18 protein-coding genes and 2 tRNA genes are annotated in these 20,259 nt (G+C 64.8%); 7 read left to right on the forward strand and 13 right to left on the reverse strand.

Annotated features, from left to right (window positions below; genetic code table 11):
• Nucleotides 1-127: 127 nt before the first annotated feature.
• The gene (locus J2805_RS11355; RefSeq protein WP_309976134.1) at nucleotides 128-790 is read right to left on the reverse strand and encodes a DUF1684 domain-containing protein; all 663 of its coding nucleotides are present in this window, start codon (nucleotides 788-790) and stop codon (nucleotides 128-130) included.
• Between the two features lie 150 nt (nucleotides 791-940).
• Between J2805_RS11355 and J2805_RS11360 the strand changes: the two genes are divergently transcribed.
• Nucleotides 941-1,765 carry a hypothetical protein gene (locus J2805_RS11360; RefSeq protein ID WP_309976136.1) on the forward strand — a complete coding sequence of 275 codons (825 nt, stop codon included), beginning with the start codon at nucleotides 941-943 and terminating at the stop codon, nucleotides 1,763-1,765.
• Nucleotides 1,766-1,840: 75 nt separating this feature from the next.
• Nucleotides 1,841-2,647 (forward strand): transglutaminase-like domain-containing protein, encoded by an 807-nt coding sequence (locus J2805_RS11365; protein ID WP_309976138.1) that lies wholly within the window; start codon nucleotides 1,841-1,843, stop codon nucleotides 2,645-2,647.
• 71 nt (nucleotides 2,648-2,718) lie between these two features.
• On the opposite strand, the gene J2805_RS11370 is transcribed toward J2805_RS11365, so the two are convergent.
• The 8 genes from J2805_RS11370 to bcp form a co-directional block, all read right to left on the reverse strand.
• The gene (locus J2805_RS11370; RefSeq protein WP_309976141.1) at nucleotides 2,719-3,180 is read right to left on the reverse strand and encodes a MarR family winged helix-turn-helix transcriptional regulator; all 462 of its coding nucleotides are present in this window, start codon (nucleotides 3,178-3,180) and stop codon (nucleotides 2,719-2,721) included.
• Entirely contained in the window at nucleotides 3,180-4,304 is a 1,125-nt protein-coding gene (locus tag J2805_RS11375) for an LLM class flavin-dependent oxidoreductase (protein ID WP_309976143.1), read from the reverse strand. Before J2805_RS11375 ends, J2805_RS11370 begins: the two co-directional genes overlap by 1 nt.
• 207 nt (nucleotides 4,305-4,511) lie before the next feature.
• Nucleotides 4,512-7,736 (reverse strand): efflux RND transporter permease subunit, encoded by a 3,225-nt coding sequence (locus J2805_RS11380; protein WP_309976145.1) that lies wholly within the window; start codon nucleotides 7,734-7,736, stop codon nucleotides 4,512-4,514.
• Between the two features lie 69 nt (nucleotides 7,737-7,805).
• On the reverse strand, nucleotides 7,806-9,311 hold the full coding sequence (locus J2805_RS11385) for a malate:quinone oxidoreductase (RefSeq protein WP_309976147.1): 1,506 nt from the start codon (nucleotides 9,309-9,311) through the stop codon (nucleotides 7,806-7,808).
• A 79-nt stretch (nucleotides 9,312-9,390) separates the two neighbouring features.
• Nucleotides 9,391-11,067, reverse strand: coding sequence for an ABC transporter substrate-binding protein (locus J2805_RS11390; RefSeq protein ID WP_309976149.1), 1,677 nt, complete (start codon nucleotides 11,065-11,067; stop codon nucleotides 9,391-9,393).
• Between the two features lie 223 nt (nucleotides 11,068-11,290).
• Nucleotides 11,291-11,965, reverse strand: coding sequence for a fasciclin domain-containing protein (locus J2805_RS11395; RefSeq protein WP_309976151.1), 675 nt, complete (start codon nucleotides 11,963-11,965; stop codon nucleotides 11,291-11,293).
• Between the two features lie 248 nt (nucleotides 11,966-12,213).
• Nucleotides 12,214-12,295, reverse strand: a tRNA-Leu gene (locus J2805_RS11400).
• A gap of 150 nt (nucleotides 12,296-12,445) precedes the next feature.
• Nucleotides 12,446-12,916 carry a thioredoxin-dependent thiol peroxidase gene (bcp, locus tag J2805_RS11405; protein WP_309976153.1) on the reverse strand — a complete coding sequence of 157 codons (471 nt, stop codon included), beginning with the start codon at nucleotides 12,914-12,916 and terminating at the stop codon, nucleotides 12,446-12,448.
• 96 nt (nucleotides 12,917-13,012) lie between these two features.
• Between bcp and J2805_RS11410 the strand changes: the two genes are divergently transcribed.
• Nucleotides 13,013-13,495 carry a MarR family winged helix-turn-helix transcriptional regulator gene (locus J2805_RS11410; RefSeq protein ID WP_309976329.1) on the forward strand — a complete coding sequence of 161 codons (483 nt, stop codon included), beginning with the start codon at nucleotides 13,013-13,015 and terminating at the stop codon, nucleotides 13,493-13,495.
• A gap of 6 nt (nucleotides 13,496-13,501) precedes the next feature.
• Here the strand turns inward: J2805_RS11410 and J2805_RS11415 are convergent, their stop codons facing one another.
• Complete coding sequence (locus tag J2805_RS11415) at nucleotides 13,502-13,777, reverse strand: hypothetical protein (protein WP_309976155.1); 276 nt, start codon at nucleotides 13,775-13,777, stop codon at nucleotides 13,502-13,504.
• A gap of 218 nt (nucleotides 13,778-13,995) precedes the next feature.
• On the opposite strand from J2805_RS11415, the gene J2805_RS11420 reads away from it, so the two are divergent.
• Together J2805_RS11420 and J2805_RS11425 are read left to right on the forward strand one after the other, a co-directional pair.
• Entirely contained in the window at nucleotides 13,996-14,307 is a 312-nt protein-coding gene (locus J2805_RS11420) for a hypothetical protein (protein ID WP_309976157.1), read from the forward strand.
• Nucleotides 14,304-14,477: a hypothetical protein gene (locus J2805_RS11425; RefSeq protein ID WP_309976159.1), complete on the forward strand. Its 174-nt coding sequence runs from the start codon at nucleotides 14,304-14,306 to the stop codon at nucleotides 14,475-14,477. Before J2805_RS11420 ends, J2805_RS11425 begins: the two co-directional genes overlap by 4 nt.
• Before the next feature lie 106 nt (nucleotides 14,478-14,583).
• Here J2805_RS11425 and J2805_RS11430 read toward each other — a convergent pair.
• From J2805_RS11430 to J2805_RS11440, 3 genes are all read right to left on the reverse strand, one after another.
• Nucleotides 14,584-14,659 (reverse strand) — tRNA-Lys (locus tag J2805_RS11430).
• Between the two features lie 106 nt (nucleotides 14,660-14,765).
• Nucleotides 14,766-15,902, reverse strand: a complete 1,137-nt coding sequence (locus J2805_RS11435; protein ID WP_309976161.1) for a PQQ-dependent sugar dehydrogenase — start codon at nucleotides 15,900-15,902, stop codon at nucleotides 14,766-14,768.
• A gap of 35 nt (nucleotides 15,903-15,937) precedes the next feature.
• Nucleotides 15,938-17,212 (reverse strand): sunset domain-containing protein, encoded by a 1,275-nt coding sequence (locus J2805_RS11440; protein ID WP_309976163.1) that lies wholly within the window; start codon nucleotides 17,210-17,212, stop codon nucleotides 15,938-15,940.
• Nucleotides 17,213-17,326: 114 nt separating this feature from the next.
• Here J2805_RS11440 and J2805_RS11445 point away from each other — a divergent pair, with 114 nt between their 5' ends.
• Together J2805_RS11445 and ilvD are read left to right on the forward strand one after the other, a co-directional pair.
• Nucleotides 17,327-18,250 carry a LysR family transcriptional regulator gene (locus tag J2805_RS11445; protein ID WP_309976164.1) on the forward strand — a complete coding sequence of 308 codons (924 nt, stop codon included), beginning with the start codon at nucleotides 17,327-17,329 and terminating at the stop codon, nucleotides 18,248-18,250.
• Between the two features lie 140 nt (nucleotides 18,251-18,390).
• The gene (gene ilvD / locus J2805_RS11450) at nucleotides 18,391-20,112 is read left to right on the forward strand and encodes a dihydroxy-acid dehydratase (RefSeq protein WP_309976166.1); all 1,722 of its coding nucleotides are present in this window, start codon (nucleotides 18,391-18,393) and stop codon (nucleotides 20,110-20,112) included.
• Nucleotides 20,113-20,259: the final 147 nt, after the last annotated feature.

A 20,259-nucleotide genomic window follows, 5' to 3' on the forward strand; every position in this document is an offset into this window, starting at 1 on the left:
GATCCAAGGCTAGATGCGGTGCGGGGCGGCGTCCCGGCGTTTTCCTTACGATTCCCTATCGGCGTCCCCACCGGTCGGCTCGCTGAGATTAATCGCGTAGTGCTGGCGTAGCCCGGGCGAGGAGCCGTCAGTAGAGCTCGCCGACCGGGATTTCCACAGCCAGCCGGTTGGACGGGCCCGCCAGCGGGCACGCCCATGCCTCGTTGTAGGCACAGGACGGGTTGTACGCGAAGTTGAAGTCCAGGATGAATTCGGCGTCGGGCCCGGATCCAAGGACGCCGTGGAAGGCTCCCTTGATGGTGTCCAGGAGGTAGCGTCCTGCGCCGTAGCTGCCGCCCGGCTGGCCCGCCGTGGCATCCCGGAACGGCACGAAGATTCCGCCGCCGTAACCGTGCAGTTTCCAGACCCCCAACTGACCCATTTCCGGCAGGTCGAAGGTGCCCAGGCGCACGAACCTGACAACGCCGTCGGTCCCGGTCTCGACATTCATCTCCCGGCCAGCCCCCTCTTTGGTCAGGGGAACGTGGAACCGGTAGATGGGGTCGTAGTCAGCAGTACGGAGCCCGCTGAAGTTCGCCTTCTCCGTCGCGGTGAGGGCGGAGGCCGGGTGGGTTCCGAACATCCGGTCGCGTTCCTGCCGCCAGTACGTATGGGCTTCGGCGGGGCTGTCCACGGCGATCCTGCGGACGTTTTGGTACATGGCGAAGGTCCGGACCCGCCAGTCGGCAATGTCCAGGGCCGAGATGTCCGCCACGCTGTCCTGATCCGCGTCAAAGTGCTGTTCCGCCATGTCCCCAGCGTATCCCTCTTTGCGGGCGGGAAAGCCCGCCCCCACGCAGTAACACCGCCCCGGCAGATATGAGCCGGGCTGCAACACGGGGACCACAACACTCCGGCCGGAACACGGCGGCCGCGGCGGCCGCGAAGCTACGCTTGCCTCATGACAGGGAAGGCAGCGGTACGCAGGGCCAGGTTTTGCGCGGCACTTATGGTTGTTGCCGCAGTGATGTCAGGCTGCAGCGGCGAAGGCAAGGGCGAACCCGCCTGGACGGCGGACAGCACTCCAACGGAAAGCGCGACGGCGGAAGGCACCTCTTCGGCGTCGGCACCAGGGGCAACTCCTGCAGCTTCGGCCACGGGCACGGCCACGGCCACCGGCACGGAATCCGCATCCGCGGGTGCGACCGCATCGGCGTGGAAGGTCTTCTCGGATTCCGCCAAGAACGTCAGCTTTGAATTGCCCCAGGACTGGATCGCGCAGTCAGTCACGCCGGACCAGGGGACGCTTCCGGGCGCCCTCAAGATCGAGGTCAAGGACGCCAAGGGAAATTACCTGGCCACGCTGCAGACCGGCCTGCCCTCGCCGTCCGCTGCCGCCTGTGCTGAAGCGGGAAGAAAGCCCTACGTGGTAGTCAGCAGCGTCCCGGTGGACCTGCCGCACCGTGAGGGCGAGGGCCTCATCACCCCGCATGTGGTGTTCCGAGTACTTCAGGGATACAGGTTCTTCGGCTCCTACGGCATCACCAACGTCGTGGGCGGAGGCGACGGCAAGGCCTGCACACTGCAGAACATCGTCCGTGGACCCGACGGCAAAGGCGACGTCTCCTTCGGGGACCTGACGGCTTTGAAGACCTTTGCAACAGACGAGAAGGTGGCCCCTGCCAAGGCCTTCGACACCCTGGACCAAGCGGCCAAGTACGTCAACGAGGGGTCCGAATTCGCGAATGTCCAGCGGATGCTAATGTCTCTGAAGATCAAAAGTTAGTCCCGCCGCCCTCCCGTAAACCCAACCGGCCGGCACTGGGGACTGTTCTGCCACTACCTCACACCCCGGAGATACATGGAACGCAGCGTGGCCGCCCGGCTCGTGTTTAAGACCGCGGCTGAAACCAAAGTCGCGCTGGCGGTTTCCGTCGCCAGGAACGAGGGCTATACGTCCCTCGATGAAACGCTTTCGGTGACGTCAGGGGCGGACCAGGTTCCCGTGACGGAACTGTCCGATCACCATGGTGGACGCTTCCACTACATGGAGTTCGCGGAACCCACGGAGGTGACGGTGGAGTATACGGCCACGGTTTCCGGGCAGGCGCTTCCGGAAGAGCCGAACCGTATGGAGCTCATCCGGTACGTCAGGCCCAGCCGCTACGCGGAGTCCGACCGGCTGCTGCCCACGGCTTACGCGGAATTCGGCGGCCTCCAAGGGGAAGAGCTCCTGCATGCTGTGCGCAACTGGGTCTTCAGCGAGCTCCGCTATGTCAGCGGATCCTCCCGCGGCACCGACGGTGCAGTGGAGACGCTCCTGCACCGCCGCGGCGTGTGCCGGGACTTCGCGCACCTGGCTATCGCCCTGCTGCGGTCCAAGGACATCCCGGCAAGGCTGGTGGCCGTTTACGCGCCCGGGCTGAGCCCGATGGATTTCCATGCCGTAGCAGAGGCGTACATCAATGGTGCCTGGTACGTCATCGATCCCACCGGGCTCGCGCCGCGGGAGAGCATGCTGAGGATTACCGCCGGCCGGGACTCCTCGGACACGGCCTTCCTGTCCACCGTAGGCGGAAGCCTGTCCCTGCGGGAGCTTCGCGTGACGGCAGTAGTGAACGGCGACTTGCCCGTGGAGGATCCCACGAGGCTTGTCGCCATCGCCTGAGGCGCGCCCGCCATCGCCTGGGGCGCGCCCGCCATCGCCTGGGGCGCGCCCCTACGTCCTGCCCCTTCGTCCTAGTGCCCTGAGACGGAGCCGCGCAGTTTCTCGGTAAGCCGCAACAGTTCACGCTGTTCGCTGGGGGTCAGCGCCGGAGTGATCAGGGCGGAGATGTCCCGGACGTGCTCCCGCCCGATCTGCTTTTGCAGGTCCCGGCCGGCGTCCGTCAGCTTCAGCAGGACGCCCCGGCCGTCCTGTGGCGCCGGCATCCGCTCCACGAGTCCGCGCTTTTCCAGCCGCTCAACGAGCCTGCTGAGGCTGGACTGGCTGAGCAGCACGTTGTCATTCAGCTCGTTCAGTCGCAGCCAACCCGAGGGGCAGCGGGAGAGCGTGAACAGGACGTCGTATTCGTTGAGGGCCAGCGCCTTGAAGGCAGGGCCGGACTGCAGCCTGCGCATCACCGCCACCTGGGCGCGGAACAGCGCTTCCCAGGTTTCGGCGGCGAGCCGGACGGGCGACTCGCCTGACGGGGAGGCCATCATGCCTCCTGCGCCGTCGGATTGCTCAGGGCGTCTTCCTGCACCTGTGCAGCCATCCGGGCTGCCACCCGGCCCGCATGGGTGGGCGGTTCAGGCACGTGGGCCGGCGTGAGCGCGGCATACTCCTTGCGCAGCACCGGCAGCACTTCCTCGCCGAACAGGTCCAGCTGCTCCAGAACGGTCTTCAGCGGCAGGCCCGCGTGGTCAATAAGGAAGAGTTGGCGCTGGTAGTCGCCGAAGTACTCACGGAAGGTGAGGGTCTTTTCGATGACCTCCTGCGGGCTGCCGACCGTCAGCGGTGTCTGCGAGGTGAAGTCCTCCAGCGAAGGACCGTGGCCGTAGACGGGAGCATTGTCGAAGTAGGGGCGGAACTCCTTCACGGCGTCCTGGGAGTTCTTGCGCATGAAGAACTGTCCGCCTAGTCCCACGATGGCCTGGTCTGCCTTGCCGTGACCGTAGTGCTCGTAGCGTTCGCGGTAGAGGCCGATCAGCTGCTGGTAGTGCTCCTTGGGCCAGAAGATGTTGTTGGCGAAGAAGCCGTCGCCGTAGTAGGCGGCCACCTCCGCGATCTGCGGCGTGCGGATGGAGCCGTGCCACACGAAGGGGGCCACGCCGTCGAGCGGGCGCGGGGTGGAGGTGAAGTTCTGCAGCGGGGTGCGGTGCTTGCCGGACCAGTTCACTGTGTCTTCATCCCAGAGCCGGCGCAGCAGGCTGTAGTTCTCGATTGCCAGCTCGATGCCGTCCTGCATGTTCTTGCCGAACCACGGGTAGACCGGGGCGGTGTTGCCGCGGCCCATCACCAGGTCCACCCGGCCGTCGGCCAGATGCTGCAGCATGGCAAAGTCCTCGGCAATTTTGACGGGGTCGTTGGTGGTGATCAGCGTGGTCGCGGTGGAAAGGATGATTCGTTCCGTCTGGGCCGCGATGTAGGCCAGCGTGGTAGTGGGGGAGGACGAGAAGAACGGGCGGTTATGGTGCTCGCCGATGGCGTAGACATCCATACCGATCTCTTCGACCTTCTTGGCAATCGCCACGGACGCCTTGATGCGCTCGTGTTCCGTGGGAGTGCGGCCTGTGGTGGGATCAGTGGTGATGTCACTGACGCTGAATACGCCGATCTGCATGATGTGCCTTCCTTCGATTCCGAACTGCTCCGGGTCTTTGTCCCAGTGTAGCCGATTTACATGCATTTGCATCTATCGTGAGATGTAACGTCACGCGCGCAAGGATATTCCCGCACGTTAAACAGCAGTGCCTGTGCCACCGGGGCGGCACAGGCACTGCTGTTGTTGGGCACTGCTGTTCGGGGACTGTCGTCACTCAGGCTGCCGCTATTCCGGCTCCCCGGCGGCCGCACGGCGGCCGGAAACTTTGGGAACCATCCCCGTTGTCCAATCGACGAACTCTGCGTCGACGTCGTCGGCCTGCCCGAAGTCGGGGCGTTCCTGCATCGCGCGGATCAGGGCCTTCCTCTCGCGGCGCCCCTCCACCAGCCGGTACAACACCGGTACCAGGACAAGCGTCAGCGCCGTTGAGGAGATCAGGCCGCCGATGACTACGACGGCCAGCGGCTGGGAAATGAAGCCGCCGCCGCCGGTCAGTCCCAGCGCCATGGGAGTCAGCGCGAAGACGGTGGCCAGGGCGGTCATCAGGATGGGCCGGAGGCGCTGCCGTGCACCGTGCGTGATGGCGTCGGCCACGTTCATTCCCGGCAATTCTATTCCGGAGGGGCCGGTTCGCGGCTTCCTGTACTGATTGATGAGGTCGATCAGGACGATCGCGTTGGTGACCACGATGCCCACCAGCATCAGCATGCCTATCAGCGATGGCAGCCCCAGCGGCACGCCTGTCACCAGCAGCAGTGCGATGGCACCCGTTGCCGCGAACGGGACGGACACCAGGAGGATCAGCGGCTGTATCAGCGACTTGAAGGTGGCCACCATAATCACGTACACAATGGCGATGGCGGCCAGGAGGGCCAGGCCCAGCTGCTGGAAGGACTCCGCCTGCTGGGTGGTGGCGCCGCCGATTTCTGCCGTGACTCCCGGGGGAAGCTCAACCCCCTTGAGCCGGTTCTGCACCTCGGTGCTGACCTCGCCCAGGTTGGCGCCCGACGGCGTGACGGAGACGCGCACGGTGCGCTGGCCGTTGCTGGCGGTAATGGAAACCGGGATGTCCACTTGCTCCACGGAGGCGATGCTGCCCAGCGGCACGGCGCCGCCCGACGTCGGCAGCGGGATGCTGCGGACGGCGCTGACGCTCGTGAAGCGGGTACCCTCGCCGATCTGCACCGGGAAGTCATTGGTATCGATGCGCACGGTACCGGCGGGAACCGGGCTGATGGTGGAAGCCAGGACGCCGGCCACCTGCTCCTCGTTCAGGCCGGCGGCGACTGCCTTGGCACGATCAACTTTTACCTGCACCACGGGTTGGCTGGCCGCGAGGTTGGTGGCAACCTCCGTGCTGCCGGGGACGCCCTCCATGGCCTTGACCATGGCATCGCTGGCCGCCCGGAGGTCCGCGGAGTTGGCCGCCTTGAGGGTGATGTCCACGGTGGAGGAGGTGCCCAATCCGCCCTGCTGGGAGCCGACGGAGATTTTGCCCGCGTCGCTGATCTTGGCCAGTTCCGTGCGAACGGTCTCCTGGAGCTTGGCCTGGTTGGCTTTTTCCTCGGTGACGACCGTGAAGGACGAGTTGGAAGCGCCGCTGGAGGTCAGCGCGGTGAAGCCCGTCTGGGCGTTGCCCGAGGTGACCTGGACGTCCTTGATGCCGTCGATGTCGCGGAGCGCGTCTTCGACCTTCACGGCGGCCGCGCTGGTGTCGGTCAGGCTGGTTCCGGCCGGCAGAACCTGGCGGACCGTCATGCTGTTCTCGCCGGACCGGCCCAGCAGGTCGGTGGCGAGCAGCGGCGTCATCGCAGCCGTCCCGCCGAGGACCAGGGCCGCCGCAATGAGTGTTATCACGGGGTGCTTCTGTGTCTTGTTCAGGATGGGCAGGTAGCCGCGCTGAAGCCGGCTGCGCTGCTCTGCCTCATGTGCCTTGGCTGCGGCTTCCCGCGCGGCCCCGGCGGACAGTGCGGTGCCGGCGGGTGTCTTGAGGAACCAGTAGGCCAGGACGGGCACGATGGTGAGCGATACCAGCAGCGACGAAAGCAGCGCAATGGTCACCGTCAGGGCGAAGGGCCGGAACAGCTCGCCGGCCAGTTCCCCGACGAACGCGATCGGAAGGAAAACGGCCACGGTGGTAAGCGTGGATGCCGTGATGGCACCGGCGACTTCACGGATGGAGGTCAGAATCGCGTCCAGTTTGGCTTCGCCGTAGCTGAGGTGGCGCTTGATGTTCTCGATCACCACAATCGAGTCGTCCACCACACGTCCGATTGCTATGGTGAGCGCGCCGAGGGTCAGGATGTTGAGGGAGTATCCGGTCGCCGACAGTCCAATGAACGTGATGAGCAGGGACAACGGGATGGAGACGGCCGTGACCAGCGTGGACCGCACAGACATCAGGAACACCAGGATCACTGCCACAGCGAATCCGAGGCCGAGCAGGCCTTCGGTGGTGAGGTCCTTGATGGACTTTTCGATAAACGGAGCCTGGTCGAACACCGGGGTGAACTTGGCGTTGGATCCGAGCTCCGCCTCGAGCTGGCCGATGGAATCCTTCACCGCGTGCGAGATCGCCACCGTGTCGCCTTCAGGCTTCTTGGTCACGGAGAGGGCAAGTGTTTCCTTGCCGTTGGTTCGCGTGATGGATGTGCGGACGTCGTCCTTGATGCTGACATCCGCCACGCTGCCGATGGTGGCGGCGTCCTTGGCGCCGCCGAGCGGCAGCGCCTTGACGGCATCCAGGGAGTCAACCGGGCTGCCGATCTGCAACGAGAGCGTCTTGCCCTGTTCCTCGATGGTGCCCGCCGGAATCAGCGCACCGTTGTTCTTCAGCGCATTGCTGATGGACTGGATGGTGGCGCCCTTGACCGCCATGGCATCCGGGCGCGGGAGGATCTGGATGTGCTGGGTGGCGCCGCCTGTGACGTCGGCGCCCCGGACGCCGTCGAGCTTCTGGAGGCGGGGAACGGTGAGCCGCTGCAGGTCGGCGTTCAGCTCGCTGAGCGGCTTGTCGGAGGAGACCGCCAGGAAAACGATAGGGAAGTCACTGATGCTGCCTGCGATGGCCTGCGGCTGGACGTCATCGGGCAGCGCGCGCTTGGCGTTGGAGATGGCGCGGTCGATCTGGTTCCGTGCACGGTCCAGGTTTGTCCCGTACGTGAACACCATGGTGATCTGCGAGACGCCGGTCCGGGACGTGGACGACGTCGATTCCAGCCCCTCGACACCGTTCAGTGCGGTTTCGAGAGGCCCGCTCACCTGCTTGTCCACCACTTCCGGGGACGCGCCCGGCATCGACGAGATGACCGTGATCTGCGGAAACTCGATGGAGGGGATGAGTTCCTGCTTCAGCGAGGACATGGTGATCACGCCGAACACCGATGCGAAGACGGTGATCAGCGCGATCAGGGCCCTGTTTGCCAGCGAAAGTTTTGCCAGCCGGTACATCTCATCGTCTCCTGGTGGGTTAGCGGACTTGTGGTTGGGGGTGAAACCTGCCGTAACCCGAACAGGGCGTCAGCTCGAAGGTGCGTCCACGGCTTCCAGCTGGAGTGCCTTGGCAGTTTCTGCCTCCAGCTGTGCAGCCAACTCCGGGTTGTCGTTGAGCTTGATGCCGTAGCCGGGCATCATTTCCTTGAGCTTCGACTGCCAGCCCCGGAAGTTCTTGGGGAAGGACTTCTGGAGCAGCTCGATCATGATGGGAACAGCGGTTGAGGCTCCGGGGGAGGCCCCCAGCAGCGCGCCGATGGAACCGTCGCGGGCCGCGATCACTTCAGTACCGAACTGCAGGACGCCGCCCTTCTTCGGATCCTTCTTGATGATCTGAACACGCTGACCGGCGGTGATGAGTTCCCAGTCGCCGTCTTTTGCTTCCGGATAGTACTCGCGCAGGGCCTCCACCTTGTCGCCGTGGCGCTTCGCGACTTCCTTGACCAGGTAGGCAGTCAGGTCCATGTTGTCCTTGGCCACCGCCAGCATCGGGATGATGTTGCTGGGGCGGATGGACAGCGGGAGGTCCAGGTACGATCCGCTTTTGAGGAAGTTGGTGGAGAACCCGGCGTACGGGCCGAACAGCAGTGAACGCTTGCCGTTGACGTAGCGGGTGTCCAGGTGCGGGACGGACATGGGCGGCGCTCCGACGGAGGCCTGGCCGTAGACCTTGGCGCTGTGCTGGCCGGCGAGTGCCTGGTCGGTGCAGCGGAAGAACTGGCCGGAGACGGGGAACCCGCCGTAGCCCTTGCTCTCGGGGATTCCGGACGCCTGCAGCAGGTGGAGGGCGCCGCCGCCCGCGCCCACGAAGACGAACTTGGCGCGGATGTTGCCGTGCTCGCCGGACTTCTTGTGCTTGAGCGTAAGGTCCCAGCCGCCGCCCGGTGCGCGGCGGATGCCGTTGACGTCGTGGCCGTAGTTGATCTCCACGCCGTTGTTGCCCAGGTAAGTGGTCAGCTCGCGGGTCAGTGCGCCGAAGTCGACGTCGGTACCCTCGGCTGCGCGGGTGGCGGCAATCCGCTGCTTCGCGTCCCGGCCCTTGACGATCAACGGCGCCCACTTGGCGATCTGGGCGTGGTCTTCGGAGTACTCCATGGAGCGGAAGAGGGGGTTCGGCTTCAGCGCCTCATACCGGGTCTTCAGGAAGTTGGCGTTGGCGTCCCCGATCACGAAGCTCATGTGCGGGACGGTGTTGATGAAGCCCTTGGGGGAGCCGATAAGCGAGTTGCTGACCAGATGGGACCAGAACTGGCGGGACAGCTGGAACTGCTCGTTGATGTGCAGTGCCTTGGAGGGGTCAACCGAGCCGTCTTTGGCTGCGGGAGAGTAGTTAAGCTCACACAGTGCGGCGTGGCCGGTTCCTGCGTTGTTCCACGGGCCTGAGCTTTCCAGGCCGGCCTCGTCGAGCCGTTCGAACAGCGAGATGGTCCAGTTCGGTTCGAGCTGCTTGATGAACGCACCCAGCGTGGCGCTCATAATGCCTCCGCCAATCAGGACGACGTCGGCATGTTGGGTCTTGGAAATGAAAGTCACAATCAGTCTCCGATAGCAGCGGCTCTGGCTGTCACAGAATATCCCCGAGCACCCTACTAACTGAAATTGGGCCAGTCCGTCAAGGTTTCAGCTCGACCTTTGTGAAAACCTCGTTTAATACCGGTGACGCAGGGTACTTCAGCACCCGGTCCGACAACGCCAGGGCCGAAATGGGGAAGGCGATGGGGACCGCGGGGACGGACTCGGCAATCTGGGCGTTGATGGTGCGGTACTGCTCTGTCCGCTCCTCGCCCTCCGGCAGGCCGCGGGCACGGGCGATCTTGGAAAAGATCTGCGGATCCTGGTAGCCGAACTCGCCGCTTTTCTCGCCGAACAGGGGGCCGACGAAGTTGTCCGGATCGGCGTACGAGCCGTTCCACCCCAGCAGGTGCAGGGCATGGTCGCCCGGGGACTGGACCTTTTGCAGGTACCCGTCAGACCATTCCACCGGAACAGGCTTCACATTCAGCCCCACGGCGGTGAGCTGCCGGCTGAGTTCGGCGTAGACCTTTTCGGGTGTGGGGAGGTACGGCCTGGTCACGTTGAGGGGGTAGTAGAACTTGAGTTCCTCGCCCTTGTACCCGGCCTCCTCCAACAATGCCTTGGCCTTGGCCGGATCGTAGCCAAGGGAAGGGGCGTTGTTGTTGAACCCGCTCAGTTTGGGCGGGACGAACTGGGTTGCCTGCGTGGTGTTGTCGATGAAGAACCTGCGGATCAGCGTGTCCTTGTCCACCGCCATTTCGATGGCCTGCCGCACTTTGAGGTTCTGCAGGATGGGCACTTCCTGGTTCATGCCGAGGTACATCACGGAGAAGGGGTCACGCTGGATGATCTGTTTTCCGCGTTTGACCAGCTGATCGAAGTTCCCCACAGTGACGGCGTCGTAGGCATCGATCTTCCCGTCGAGGAGGGCCTGCAGCCTCGCCTGGGGCTGGTCGTAGGTGACGAAGTTGATGGTGGCGATCTGGCCCTTGTCGCCCCAGTAGTCCTTGTTGCTGACCAGCCTGACGTTTGAGTCTTCCCAACCCGCGAAGCTGTAGGGGCCCGTGCCGACAGGGTGCAGGGCATAGTCCGAGACCGGCTGGCCGTCCCGGGTCTGGCTGAGGGTGTCAGCCTTCTGATCCGCCATTGCTTTCGGGGAGGACATCGCGAAGGCCGGGAGGGTCAGGGCCTGGAGGAACCCGGTGAAGGGCTGCGTGAGGTCGATCCGGACATTCCCGGCTGAGAGTGCGGTGCAGCCTTTGTAGATGGACAGTGAGGCTTGGTCGGCGTGGGCCTTGAAGACCCCCTTGAATGACATGCCGGGTGCCTGCTTCCGGAGGCTGTCCGGAAAATTGAACCAGCGGTTGAAGTTAGTGCACACCGATGCGGCATCGAACGCTGACCCGTCCTGGAACGTGACGCCTTCACGGAGCTTGAAGGTGTAGGCGCGGCCCTCGTTGGATTCCGCCCACTCGGTGGCGAGCAGGGGAGTCGGCAGTCCGGTCGTCTGGTCCACCCCGACCAGGCCTTCGAGGACCTGGCGGGTGATCCGGTAGGACTCCACGTCCGAGGCCAGGGCCGGATCGAGTCCCAGCGGCTGGGCCGCGGTGCCGAACGTAAAGGTCGCCGTCGGGGCTGTCGGGGCCGAGCTGGTAGTGACCGCAGAGGACGACGCCGGCGCGGGAGCGGGCACGCCCGTGCACGAGGCAAGCAGCAGCGACAGGACCCCTGCACCGATACTGACTGCAATGCGGTGCGATTTACTGCTGGGCACTCGATTATCACCTCTGGACGGCCGGAAGGCCTGGGACGGCTGGGGAGGTCCGCGGGCCGGGACCGTTCCCCAGTCTAATTGACCGTTCCTGGACGCCGGCCGGGTGTGGACCGTGTCCGGCCGTGGACGAAACGAAGGTCCGCACCATCGGCGCGGACCTTCGTTTTCTCCAGGTCGGCCCAGGGAGTCAGGCTGGAACCGGATCAGGAGCGTTGCGGGTTGCCTACTTCGGCATCAGGACGGAGTCCACCAGGTACACCGTGGCGTTGGCCGTCTGGACGCCGCCGCAAATGACGCTGGCGTCATCGACCTTGAGTGCATCCTTGGTGCCGGTAACGGTGACGGAGCCGCCCTGGACAGTCTTGTGGGTGCCCACAATGTTGTCAGGGGTGATCTGGCCGGGAACCACGTGGTAGGTCAGGATTTTGCTCAACAGGGCGTCGTCGGTCTTGAGGGTTTCGATGGTGGCGGCGTCGATCTTGGCGAACGCGTCATCCACCGGTGCGAAGACGGTGAATTCGCTGCCGTTGAGCGTATCCACCAGATCGACCTTCGGGTTGAGCTTGCCGGACACCGCAGCCGTCAGGGTCTTCAGCAGCGGGTTGTTGGAAGCTGCCACCGCGACCGGGTCAAGGGCCATGCCTGCCACCGAACCGGCGCCGTCGGGAACCTGCTCTGCGTAGCCTGCACAGCCGGGACCCACAAGGTTGGCCGCCGGGTCCATTGCGGCCGAGGAGCTGGCCGACGGGGACGGTGCCATGCTCGAGGCGGACGGCGTGGAAGCCGGTGTCGACGAGCTGGTTGCCGTCGTGGCGGAGCCTCCGCAGGCGGTCAGGCTGAGCAGAGCCGCAGCTGCAACGCCTGCAACGGTGAAGGTAGTGCGCTTGAATGACTGCATTTCGATTCTCCTTGTTAGTGCCGATCATTGCCTGCGGCGAACGAAACGTTCGATCACTGCACTGGCTTAATTCCGACTGTGGGCACCGACCCTTGGTTGGTGTCTCAATGGGTATTCGGCAGTTCAGCGGAAACGGATGGGTGAACCCGGAGAATTATTTTTCGCGGACTTTCCGAGCACCGGACCTTTGGCGTTAAACGGCGGAATCCCGGACCGTGAAGTCCGGGATTCCGGTGTTCGTACTGCTGTGCGCAAGGGGGGACTTGAACCCCCACGCCCGAAGGCACAGGAACCTAAATCCTGCGTGTCTGCCAATTTCACCACTCGCGCGCGGCGCCGTCGCGGGCTTGCCCTGACGCTGTTCCTGCCAAAGCGAAAAGACGTCCGACGGCGGATGCCAGGCTCCAGTGTACCTGCCAAGCGGTGCCTTCCGCTCGGTAATAAACCAAACCCGGCGCCCGGCTCAGCGGGAGGAAAGACCTACGCCAGGCCGAGGTCCCGGCGCAGCTTCGCCACGTGGCCGGTAGCCCGCACGTTGTACTGCGCCACCGCCACCTTGCCCTCTGGATCCACCACAATCGTGGAGCGGATGAGGCCTTCGTAAGTCCGTCCGTAGTTCTTCTTTTCCCCCCAGGCGCCGTAGGCCTCGGCCACGGAGTGGTCCACGTCGGACAGGAGCGGGAAAGTCAGTCCCTCTGCTTCGGCGAACTTGGCAAGCTTCTCGATCGGATCAGGGGACACGCCCAGGACGTCATAACCTTCGCGTTGCAGGGATGCGAGGGTGTCGCGGAAGTCGCACGCTTCCTTGGTGCACCCGGGTGTGGACGCTGCCGGGTAGAAGTACACAATGGTGTTCCGGCCGCGGTGGCTCTGCAGGCTGACATCGTTCCCTGCGGAGTCCTTCAGCGTAAAGTCCGGTGCCGGAGTGCCGGGAATGAGTCGTTCAGCCAAGATTTTCTCCTCTGGAATGTACTGGATATCCAAGCTTAGTAAGCGGGGGAGCGGGCGACGAATCCGGCGCTGGCTATACTAAGTGGTATGCCTGATATGGATCGCTGGCCCACAGGGCGCCTCTTGTCCACGGCGGCACGCCTCGTCGAACATTCCTGGAATGAGAAGCTGGGAGCCATCGGGCTTACCCATGCCGGGGTTATCGCCATGGAGGTTCTTGCCCTCAACGGACCCATGACCCAGGCGCAGCTTGCCCAATTGGTGCGCGTCCAGGCCCAGACTATGGGGAAAACCCTCAGCCGGCTTGAGGTGCACGGGCACATCCGCCGCGAGCGCAGCACGTCTGACCGCCGAAGCCACGTGGTGTCCCTCACGGACCGGGGTGTTGAGGCCGTAGGTGCGGCAGCTGATATGGAACGAACCGTCCTTGCAGCCGCTTCGATCGACCCCGATGTCCTGCGGCAGGAGCTCCAGGCCGTCGTTACTGTCCTTGCCAGCCGCTTTTCCTCGCCGGAGACCAAGGCCATTGTGGCCAGCGCCGAGTCCGGCCTCACGGTGGACGCCAACAGCGCCAGCTGAGTTTTCCTACCCCAGAAGCCGGACGGCTATCGCTTCCAGGGCCTGAATGTCCCAGCCCTTATTCAAGGGGCCCAATTTGGCCTGCAGGATCCCCATCACTCCCATTTCCAATAACGCCTGCAAAGCGGAGCCTGGGTTCTCGCTGAACTCCAGGCTGCTTTCCAGCGCGATTATTGCGTCGGCGTCGGTGAGATGGGGCGGGAGGGAGGCAGCCATGGCGGCGCCCAGGGCGTCGACATCCGCCTCGATCGTGCCCGTCACAGTAAACCGAAAGACAGCCATGGTTTGACCTCCCGCACCTAGTAATGAGGTCACCTTATCCAGCATTTCGCAGGTATTCCGATGCTTAGGGTGAATTTTTGCCAAAGAAAAATGAGTCCGTGCCTCAAGACGGGCGATACCCTGACCCGGTACACACGGGACCTGCTCCTGCAGGCGTTGATGCGGGACTGGTCCTTGGGGACCTGCTCCCCGATGGCTGACTCGGGAGGACGCACCGGATGGCGAATACACCACGTGCCACACACCACGACGATGTGTTCGTTCCCCAGCCGCGGCAACGCGAACTCGGATACTGGCTCTCGGAGGACGCCGCCCGCTACGCGCCTGCGGGGGTGACAACAGCACTTCGTGCCATGGCCTGGAACCGAAGCCAACTCCGAGGCCTGGCCGGTGCCGCGTTGGGAGCCGGAGGGGCATTCACGGGGCTCGGGATTCTTGGTGCAGTCAGTGGAGGCGGCCCGGGCTTTCTGCTCTGGCTGTCCGCCCCTGGTCTGAAGGCGCCGCCCTTCTGCTCGGCCATGCCGCCATGACTCTCGCCTTTTTCGGCGGCGTCTTTGCCGTGCCGTCCTACTTCATAGAGCACGCCAGGCGCGATTTCCTTGCCGATATTTCCGCAGATCCTCAGCTTCGCGCGGCGCTGGAGGAGATGTCGGTGACGTGGCGGGATCCGGTGGGCACCCGGGAGTTTGGGCCGCTGTAACAGGTGGCCCCTGGCGTAGTCCAGCCGGGCGTCGCCCTGCCGGCCCTGTCCGGGCAAAACAAAACCCCGCCTTCACGGCTTGTGGCCAGTGAAGACGGGGTTTCCGTGGTGCACCCCCCGGGACTCGAACCCGGAACCCATTGATTAAGAGTCAATTGCTCTGCCAGTTGAGCTAGAGGTGCAGCTGTTGTTTTGGTTCTTCCCGGGGGCTTTTGTTTCCCGCGTTCATCTCCGCAACGACATGAAACTCTACACGAGAATTAGCGCAGTGTGAAATCGGCGCCCGGCTCAGCTCTTCGGGCGGCCCGGAGGGGCCAAAATCAGCGCGGAATCAGGGTTCTGGTTGTTGGTCAGCATCCACAATGTGCCGTCCGGGGCGAGCGAAACGTCGCGAATGCGCCCGAAGCGGCCTGTGAAATGGCTCACAGGATTGCCGGCATTTTCACCCTCGAGCGGGACAGCCCAAAGCCGCTGACCCCTGAGCGCTCCGAGATAAGCCGTGGAGCCCACGATTTCCAGTCCGCTTGGAGACGATTCCGCGGTAGAGGGCCAGACCACCTTCGCGTCGATAAAGCCGTCCCTGCCCGGCGCACCCGTGACCTCCGGCCAGCCGTAGTTGCCGCCCGGCTGGATCAGGTTCAGTTCATCGTCCACTGTCGGACCGAATTCGCTGGACCACAGCCTGCCCGAATCATCCCAGTCGAGACCCTGCACATTCCGGTGGCCAAGGCTGTAGACGGGGTTGTCGCCAAAGGGATTCCCGGGTGCAGGCCGGCCCTCCGGAGTGATCCTGAGGATCTTGCCGCCCATCGCGTTCGGGTCCTGGGGTTGGTCGCGGCGTTGTGAATCACCGGTTCCGACGTACAGATGTCCGTCGGGTCCAAAGCGGATGCGGCCTCCATTGTGCGTTGAGGCCTTGGGGATGCCGGAGAAGATGATCTCCGGCTGTCCAAGGCTCAACGGGCTCCCCGTTTCCGGGTCCGTCAGCGTGAGCCGGGCAATCCTGTTGTCCGCGCCGGCCGTGAAGTAGGCGAACAGCGACTTGTCGGAGCCGTAGTCGGGTGACACGGCCAACCCCAAAAGTCCGCCTTCTCCACCGGGAACAACCCCGGGGATGCTGCCGAGTGACGTCGTCCTGCCGTCTTTGACCGACTTGAGTTCGCCGCTGTCACGTTCGGAGATGATGGCGGTGCCATCCGGCAGGAAGACGGTGGACCAGGGCAGCCGCAGCCCTTCGATGGTCCGCAGCACCTGCGGTTCCTGGGCCGCTGAGTTGCTGCCGGTGGCTGACCCGGCGTTGCCCGTGGGAGTGCCATTGCCTCCGCCGGTGCAGGCCGCCAGCGCGAGCAACGAGAACAGTGCGGTGGCGGCAGGCAAAAGGCGGAGTGCACGCCCGGGTGCGCGCCCCGCCTTCTTCGGGTTCATGGTGGACCCCGCCCCGCCCGGTTGACGGTCCCGGCCTAGTGCCGACTCCGACGCGGCGCCCGGAATCCTGCCGCTTCTGCGTGTGCGGCAGATTCGAACCACACCTCGGCAGTGGTTTCTTCGTAGGCCGGGCTGGTTTCATCGTGGTAGATCATCGACTGTGCATCGCCCTTGACCGTGTAGCCCTCCGGTCCGCTGCCGTCCGGCCCCGGAGCCGCGGACCCTTCGCCGTAGGGCTTGTCGGCTGCGAGATGCCCGGCGGGCTCTGCAGTATGGCTTGCGGCCGCTTCTGTGGCCGCTGATGACGCGGCAGCCTGCAGCGTTTCAGCATCTCCATCGGAGAGGACGCCCGTATGGGTCCCTGCCGCCGGTGCGGCTCCGCCGACGGGTGCCGGTTCCGCTTCGCGTGAGGGCGGCGCTGCCGTTGGGCGTTCATCAGCCGCCATATCATCGGACGCAACATCCTCGGCCGCGGCGGATTCGGCGCCGGGAAGGGTGGGAGCGTGGGGCTCCGTGTACTCGGGATGGTGGGTTGGTGCTTGCTTGTTGACGGCGGCGGGCGTTTCCCGTGCTGCCGCCTCCTTGGCTTCCGCGTCCCTCGGGTGTGTTTCGACCGCATGCGGAGTGCTGGCAGACTCGGACCACTGCGCTTCCCACTCGGCCTTGTCTGCCACTGCGGCGCGGTCCGCCCCGGCTGTCCTGTCCTGTTCGGCTGTCCGGCCTGTTTCTGCAGCAGCGGAGCCGGCCGGGGCCGGTGTCACGTCGTCGTCCCAGTCATCCACGTCCCCGCCGGCCGGGACCGCGCTCGCTGGCAGGGGACCGGCCGGAGCGGAACTCGCCGGTGCCGACCCCGCTGGCGGGACAGCCGCCGCGGGCCCAGCCGCTGACGCTGCGGGCCCAGCCGCTGACGCCGCGGGACCAGCCGCTGACGCTGCCGGCGCAGCATCTGTAGGCCCCGGCATGCTTTGCCCTGCAGGACGGAGAGTTGCAGCTTCCGCCTCGGCGGCCCGCTGCCGGTCCCTGGCGTCATCGGCCGTCGTCGGCGCGGACGGTCCGGCAGGAGAGCCGAAGCCTGCGGCACTTGCCATTCCGGCCGTGGCGGCTGCCTCTGCCGACACTGCCGCGCCCCCGCCTGATGGTGCGCCGCCAGCGGGCTTGGCGGCGCCGGTCTGCTCTGCCCGTGGAGCGGACACACCGGAATCGGAGGACGCCGAAGACCCGGTGGTATTCCCTGAACTGTTTCGATTCAGGAGCCACCAGATGACCCCGACGATTACCACGATGACGATGATCCAAATGATCCAGTCCATAGCAGAGCCCTTCTGTCCACAAGGCAAGGTTGCCGTTGCTTGACGTTACGTCGGTGTGATTACGGCTGTAAAGGCTTACATGGGGTAATCGGGGCCGTCCTGTAGCCTCGGCTCATGGATTTGAAACGGCTCCGGATTCTCCGCGAACTTTCGGACCGGGGCACCGTGGGCGCCACTGCCGAAGCGATGGATGTGACGCCCTCAGCCGTCTCCCAGCAGCTCAAGACCCTCCAGGATGAACTGGGCGTTGTCCTGGTCGAAAAATCCGGCAGGGGAGTGCGCCTCACAGAGGCGGGCCGGGCCATGGCGGCGGCTGCGGCGGACGTCTCAACGGCCATGGCCCGCGCCGAAGCAACCATCGACACGTACCGGCAGGGCTGGCAAACGCATGTCAAGGCGGCTTTCTTTCCGAGCGCAGCTGAGATGTTCCTCCCGGGCCTCCTACACCGGGTTAAGGAAGTGGAGGGCCTCCGGTTCGAGGCCCGCTTCGAGGACCCCGGCGTCGCGGGGTTTACTGCCCTCGCCGCTGATTACGACGTCGTGCTCGCCCACAGCGTGGACGGCCCCGACGTTTTTGCCCGGCAGGGGCTCGTTGTGGTCCCGCTCCTTAACGAGCCGTTGGATGTAGCCATGCCGGCCGGCCATATCCTGGCGGCAAAGCCTTCGCTGACAGCCGGCGATGTGGTGGGGTTTCCCTGGATGGGCGTGCCGGAGGGCTTTCCGTTTGACACCGTGCTGCGCCAGATTGAGGTTCATGCGGGGGCCCCGGCGTTTCGCGCCCAGCTGTTTCCCGACCTGCGGGTGCTGGAGGCGCTCGTCAGCGCCGGCCACGGGCTGAGCCTGCTTCCCAGGTACACAGCCCTGAGAAACCAGGATCGCGGCTTTGTGCTCCGTCCTTTGCTCGGAGTTACTGCCCGCCGCAGCATCGTCGCGCTTGCCCGCCCGGATGTGGCGGCACGCACCACCATCCAGCAAGTCCTGTCCATGCTTGAGGCGGAGGCCGAGTCCATCAACACCGCCAGCCGGAGTGACGCGTGACACAAGCAAAGGCCCCCCAGGGTTTGCCATCTCATTATTTGAGACGAGAGTCCACTATTTGATCGAAATATTCCTTGTTTTCGGCTTAACCCGCCCTTCCCGGTCGTTGGCGCCCTTCTCTGAGCAATAGACTTTGACCCATGAGTGAGGACACCCAAACCGCGACAGAAAACAAGCCGGATATCAAGCCCCGCAGCCGGGTCGTAACCGATGGAATACACGCCGCGCCCGCGCGTGGCATGTTCCGGGCGGTGGGCATGGGCGACGACGACTTTGCGAAGCCCCAGATTGGCGTTGCCAGTTCCTGGAACGAGATCACTCCCTGCAACCTTTCCCTGAACCGCCTGGCCCAGGGCGCCAAGGAAGGCGTCCACGCCGGCGGCGGTTTCCCCATGCAGTTCGGAACCATCTCCGTTTCCGACGGCATCTCCATGGGTCACGAGGGGATGCACTTCTCCCTGGTCTCCCGCGAGGTCATTGCCGACTCCGTGGAAACCGTGATGCAGGCTGAGCGCATTGACGGCTCCGTGCTTCTGGCCGGCTGCGACAAGTCGCTGCCGGGAATGCTGATGGCCGCCGCGCGCCTGGACCTCGCCAGTGTGTTCCTTTACGCCGGCTCCATCATGCCGGGCTGGGTCAAGCTTGAGGACGGCTCCGAAAAGGAAGTCACCCTCATCGACGCCTTCGAAGCCGTGGGTGCCTGCGCCGCCGGCAAGATGAGCCTCGGGGACCTGGAGCGCATCGAAAAGGCCATCTGTCCGGGTGAAGGCGCCTGCGGCGGCATGTACACGGCCAACACCATGGCCTGCATCGGGGAAGCCCTGGGCATGTCCCTTCCGGGCTCCGCCGCCCCGCCCTCGGCAGACCGCCGTCGCGATGAGTTTGCCCGCAAGTCCGGCGAAGCGGTGGTCAACCTGCTCCGCCTCGGCATCACCGCCCGCGACATCATGACCAAGAAGGCGTTCGAGAATGCCATCGCCGTGACCATGGCATTCGGTGGCTCCACCAACGCCGTCCTGCACCTGCTGGCCATTGCCCGCGAAGCCGAGGTTGAACTGACGCTCGACGACTTCAACCGCATTGGCGACAAGATCCCGCACCTCGGCGACCTCAAGCCCTTCGGGCGCTACGTCATGACGGACGTGGACAAGATCGGCGGCGTGCCGGTCATCATGAAGGCACTGCTCGACGCCGGACTGCTGCACGGCGACTGCCTTACCGTTACCGGCAAGACCCTTGCCGAGAACCTCGCGTCCATCAACCCGCCGGACCTCGACGGCAAGATCCTCCGCGCCTTGGACAACCCGATCCACAAGACCGGCGGCATCACCATCCTGCACGGTTCCATGGCACCGGAAGGCGCCGTCGTGAAGAGTGCCGGCTTCGACGCCGATGTCTTCGAAGGCACCGCCCGCGTGTTCGAACGCGAGCAGGGCGCCCTGGATGCGCTGGACAACGGACAAATCAACAAGGGCGACGTTGTGGTCATCCGCTACGAGGGTCCCAAGGGCGGTCCGGGCATGCGCGAAATGCTCGCCATCACCGGTGCCATCAAGGGCGCCGGCCTGGGCAAGGATGTGCTGCTGCTGACCGATGGCCGCTTCTCCGGCGGAACCACCGGACTGTGCATCGGCCACGTTGCGCCGGAAGCTGTCGACGGCGGCCCCATCGCCTTCGTCAAGGACGGCGACCGGATCCGCGTGGACATCGCTGCCCGCAGCTTCGACCTGCTGGTGGACGACGCCGAGCTCGAGTCCCGCAAGATCGGCTGGGAGCCGCTTCCGGCCAAGTTCACGAAAGGCGTGCTCGCCAAGTACGCCAAGCTGGTGCACAGCGCCTCCACAGGGGCATACTGCGGGTGATTCCTTCCCTTGGCGTGCGGCGCGGGGCGCCGCACGCCAAGGGGCCCGCGGATCCCCTTATTAAGCCCTGCCTCCTAGGTGGGGCTTGTGCGGGGGGATACCTTTAGGAATACGCGACCGAGCCCTGCGTTCGGTCTGTGGACAATG

This window comes from Arthrobacter oryzae (assembly GCF_031454875.1).
GTDB lineage: Bacteria > Actinomycetota > Actinomycetes > Actinomycetales > Micrococcaceae > Arthrobacter > Arthrobacter oryzae_D.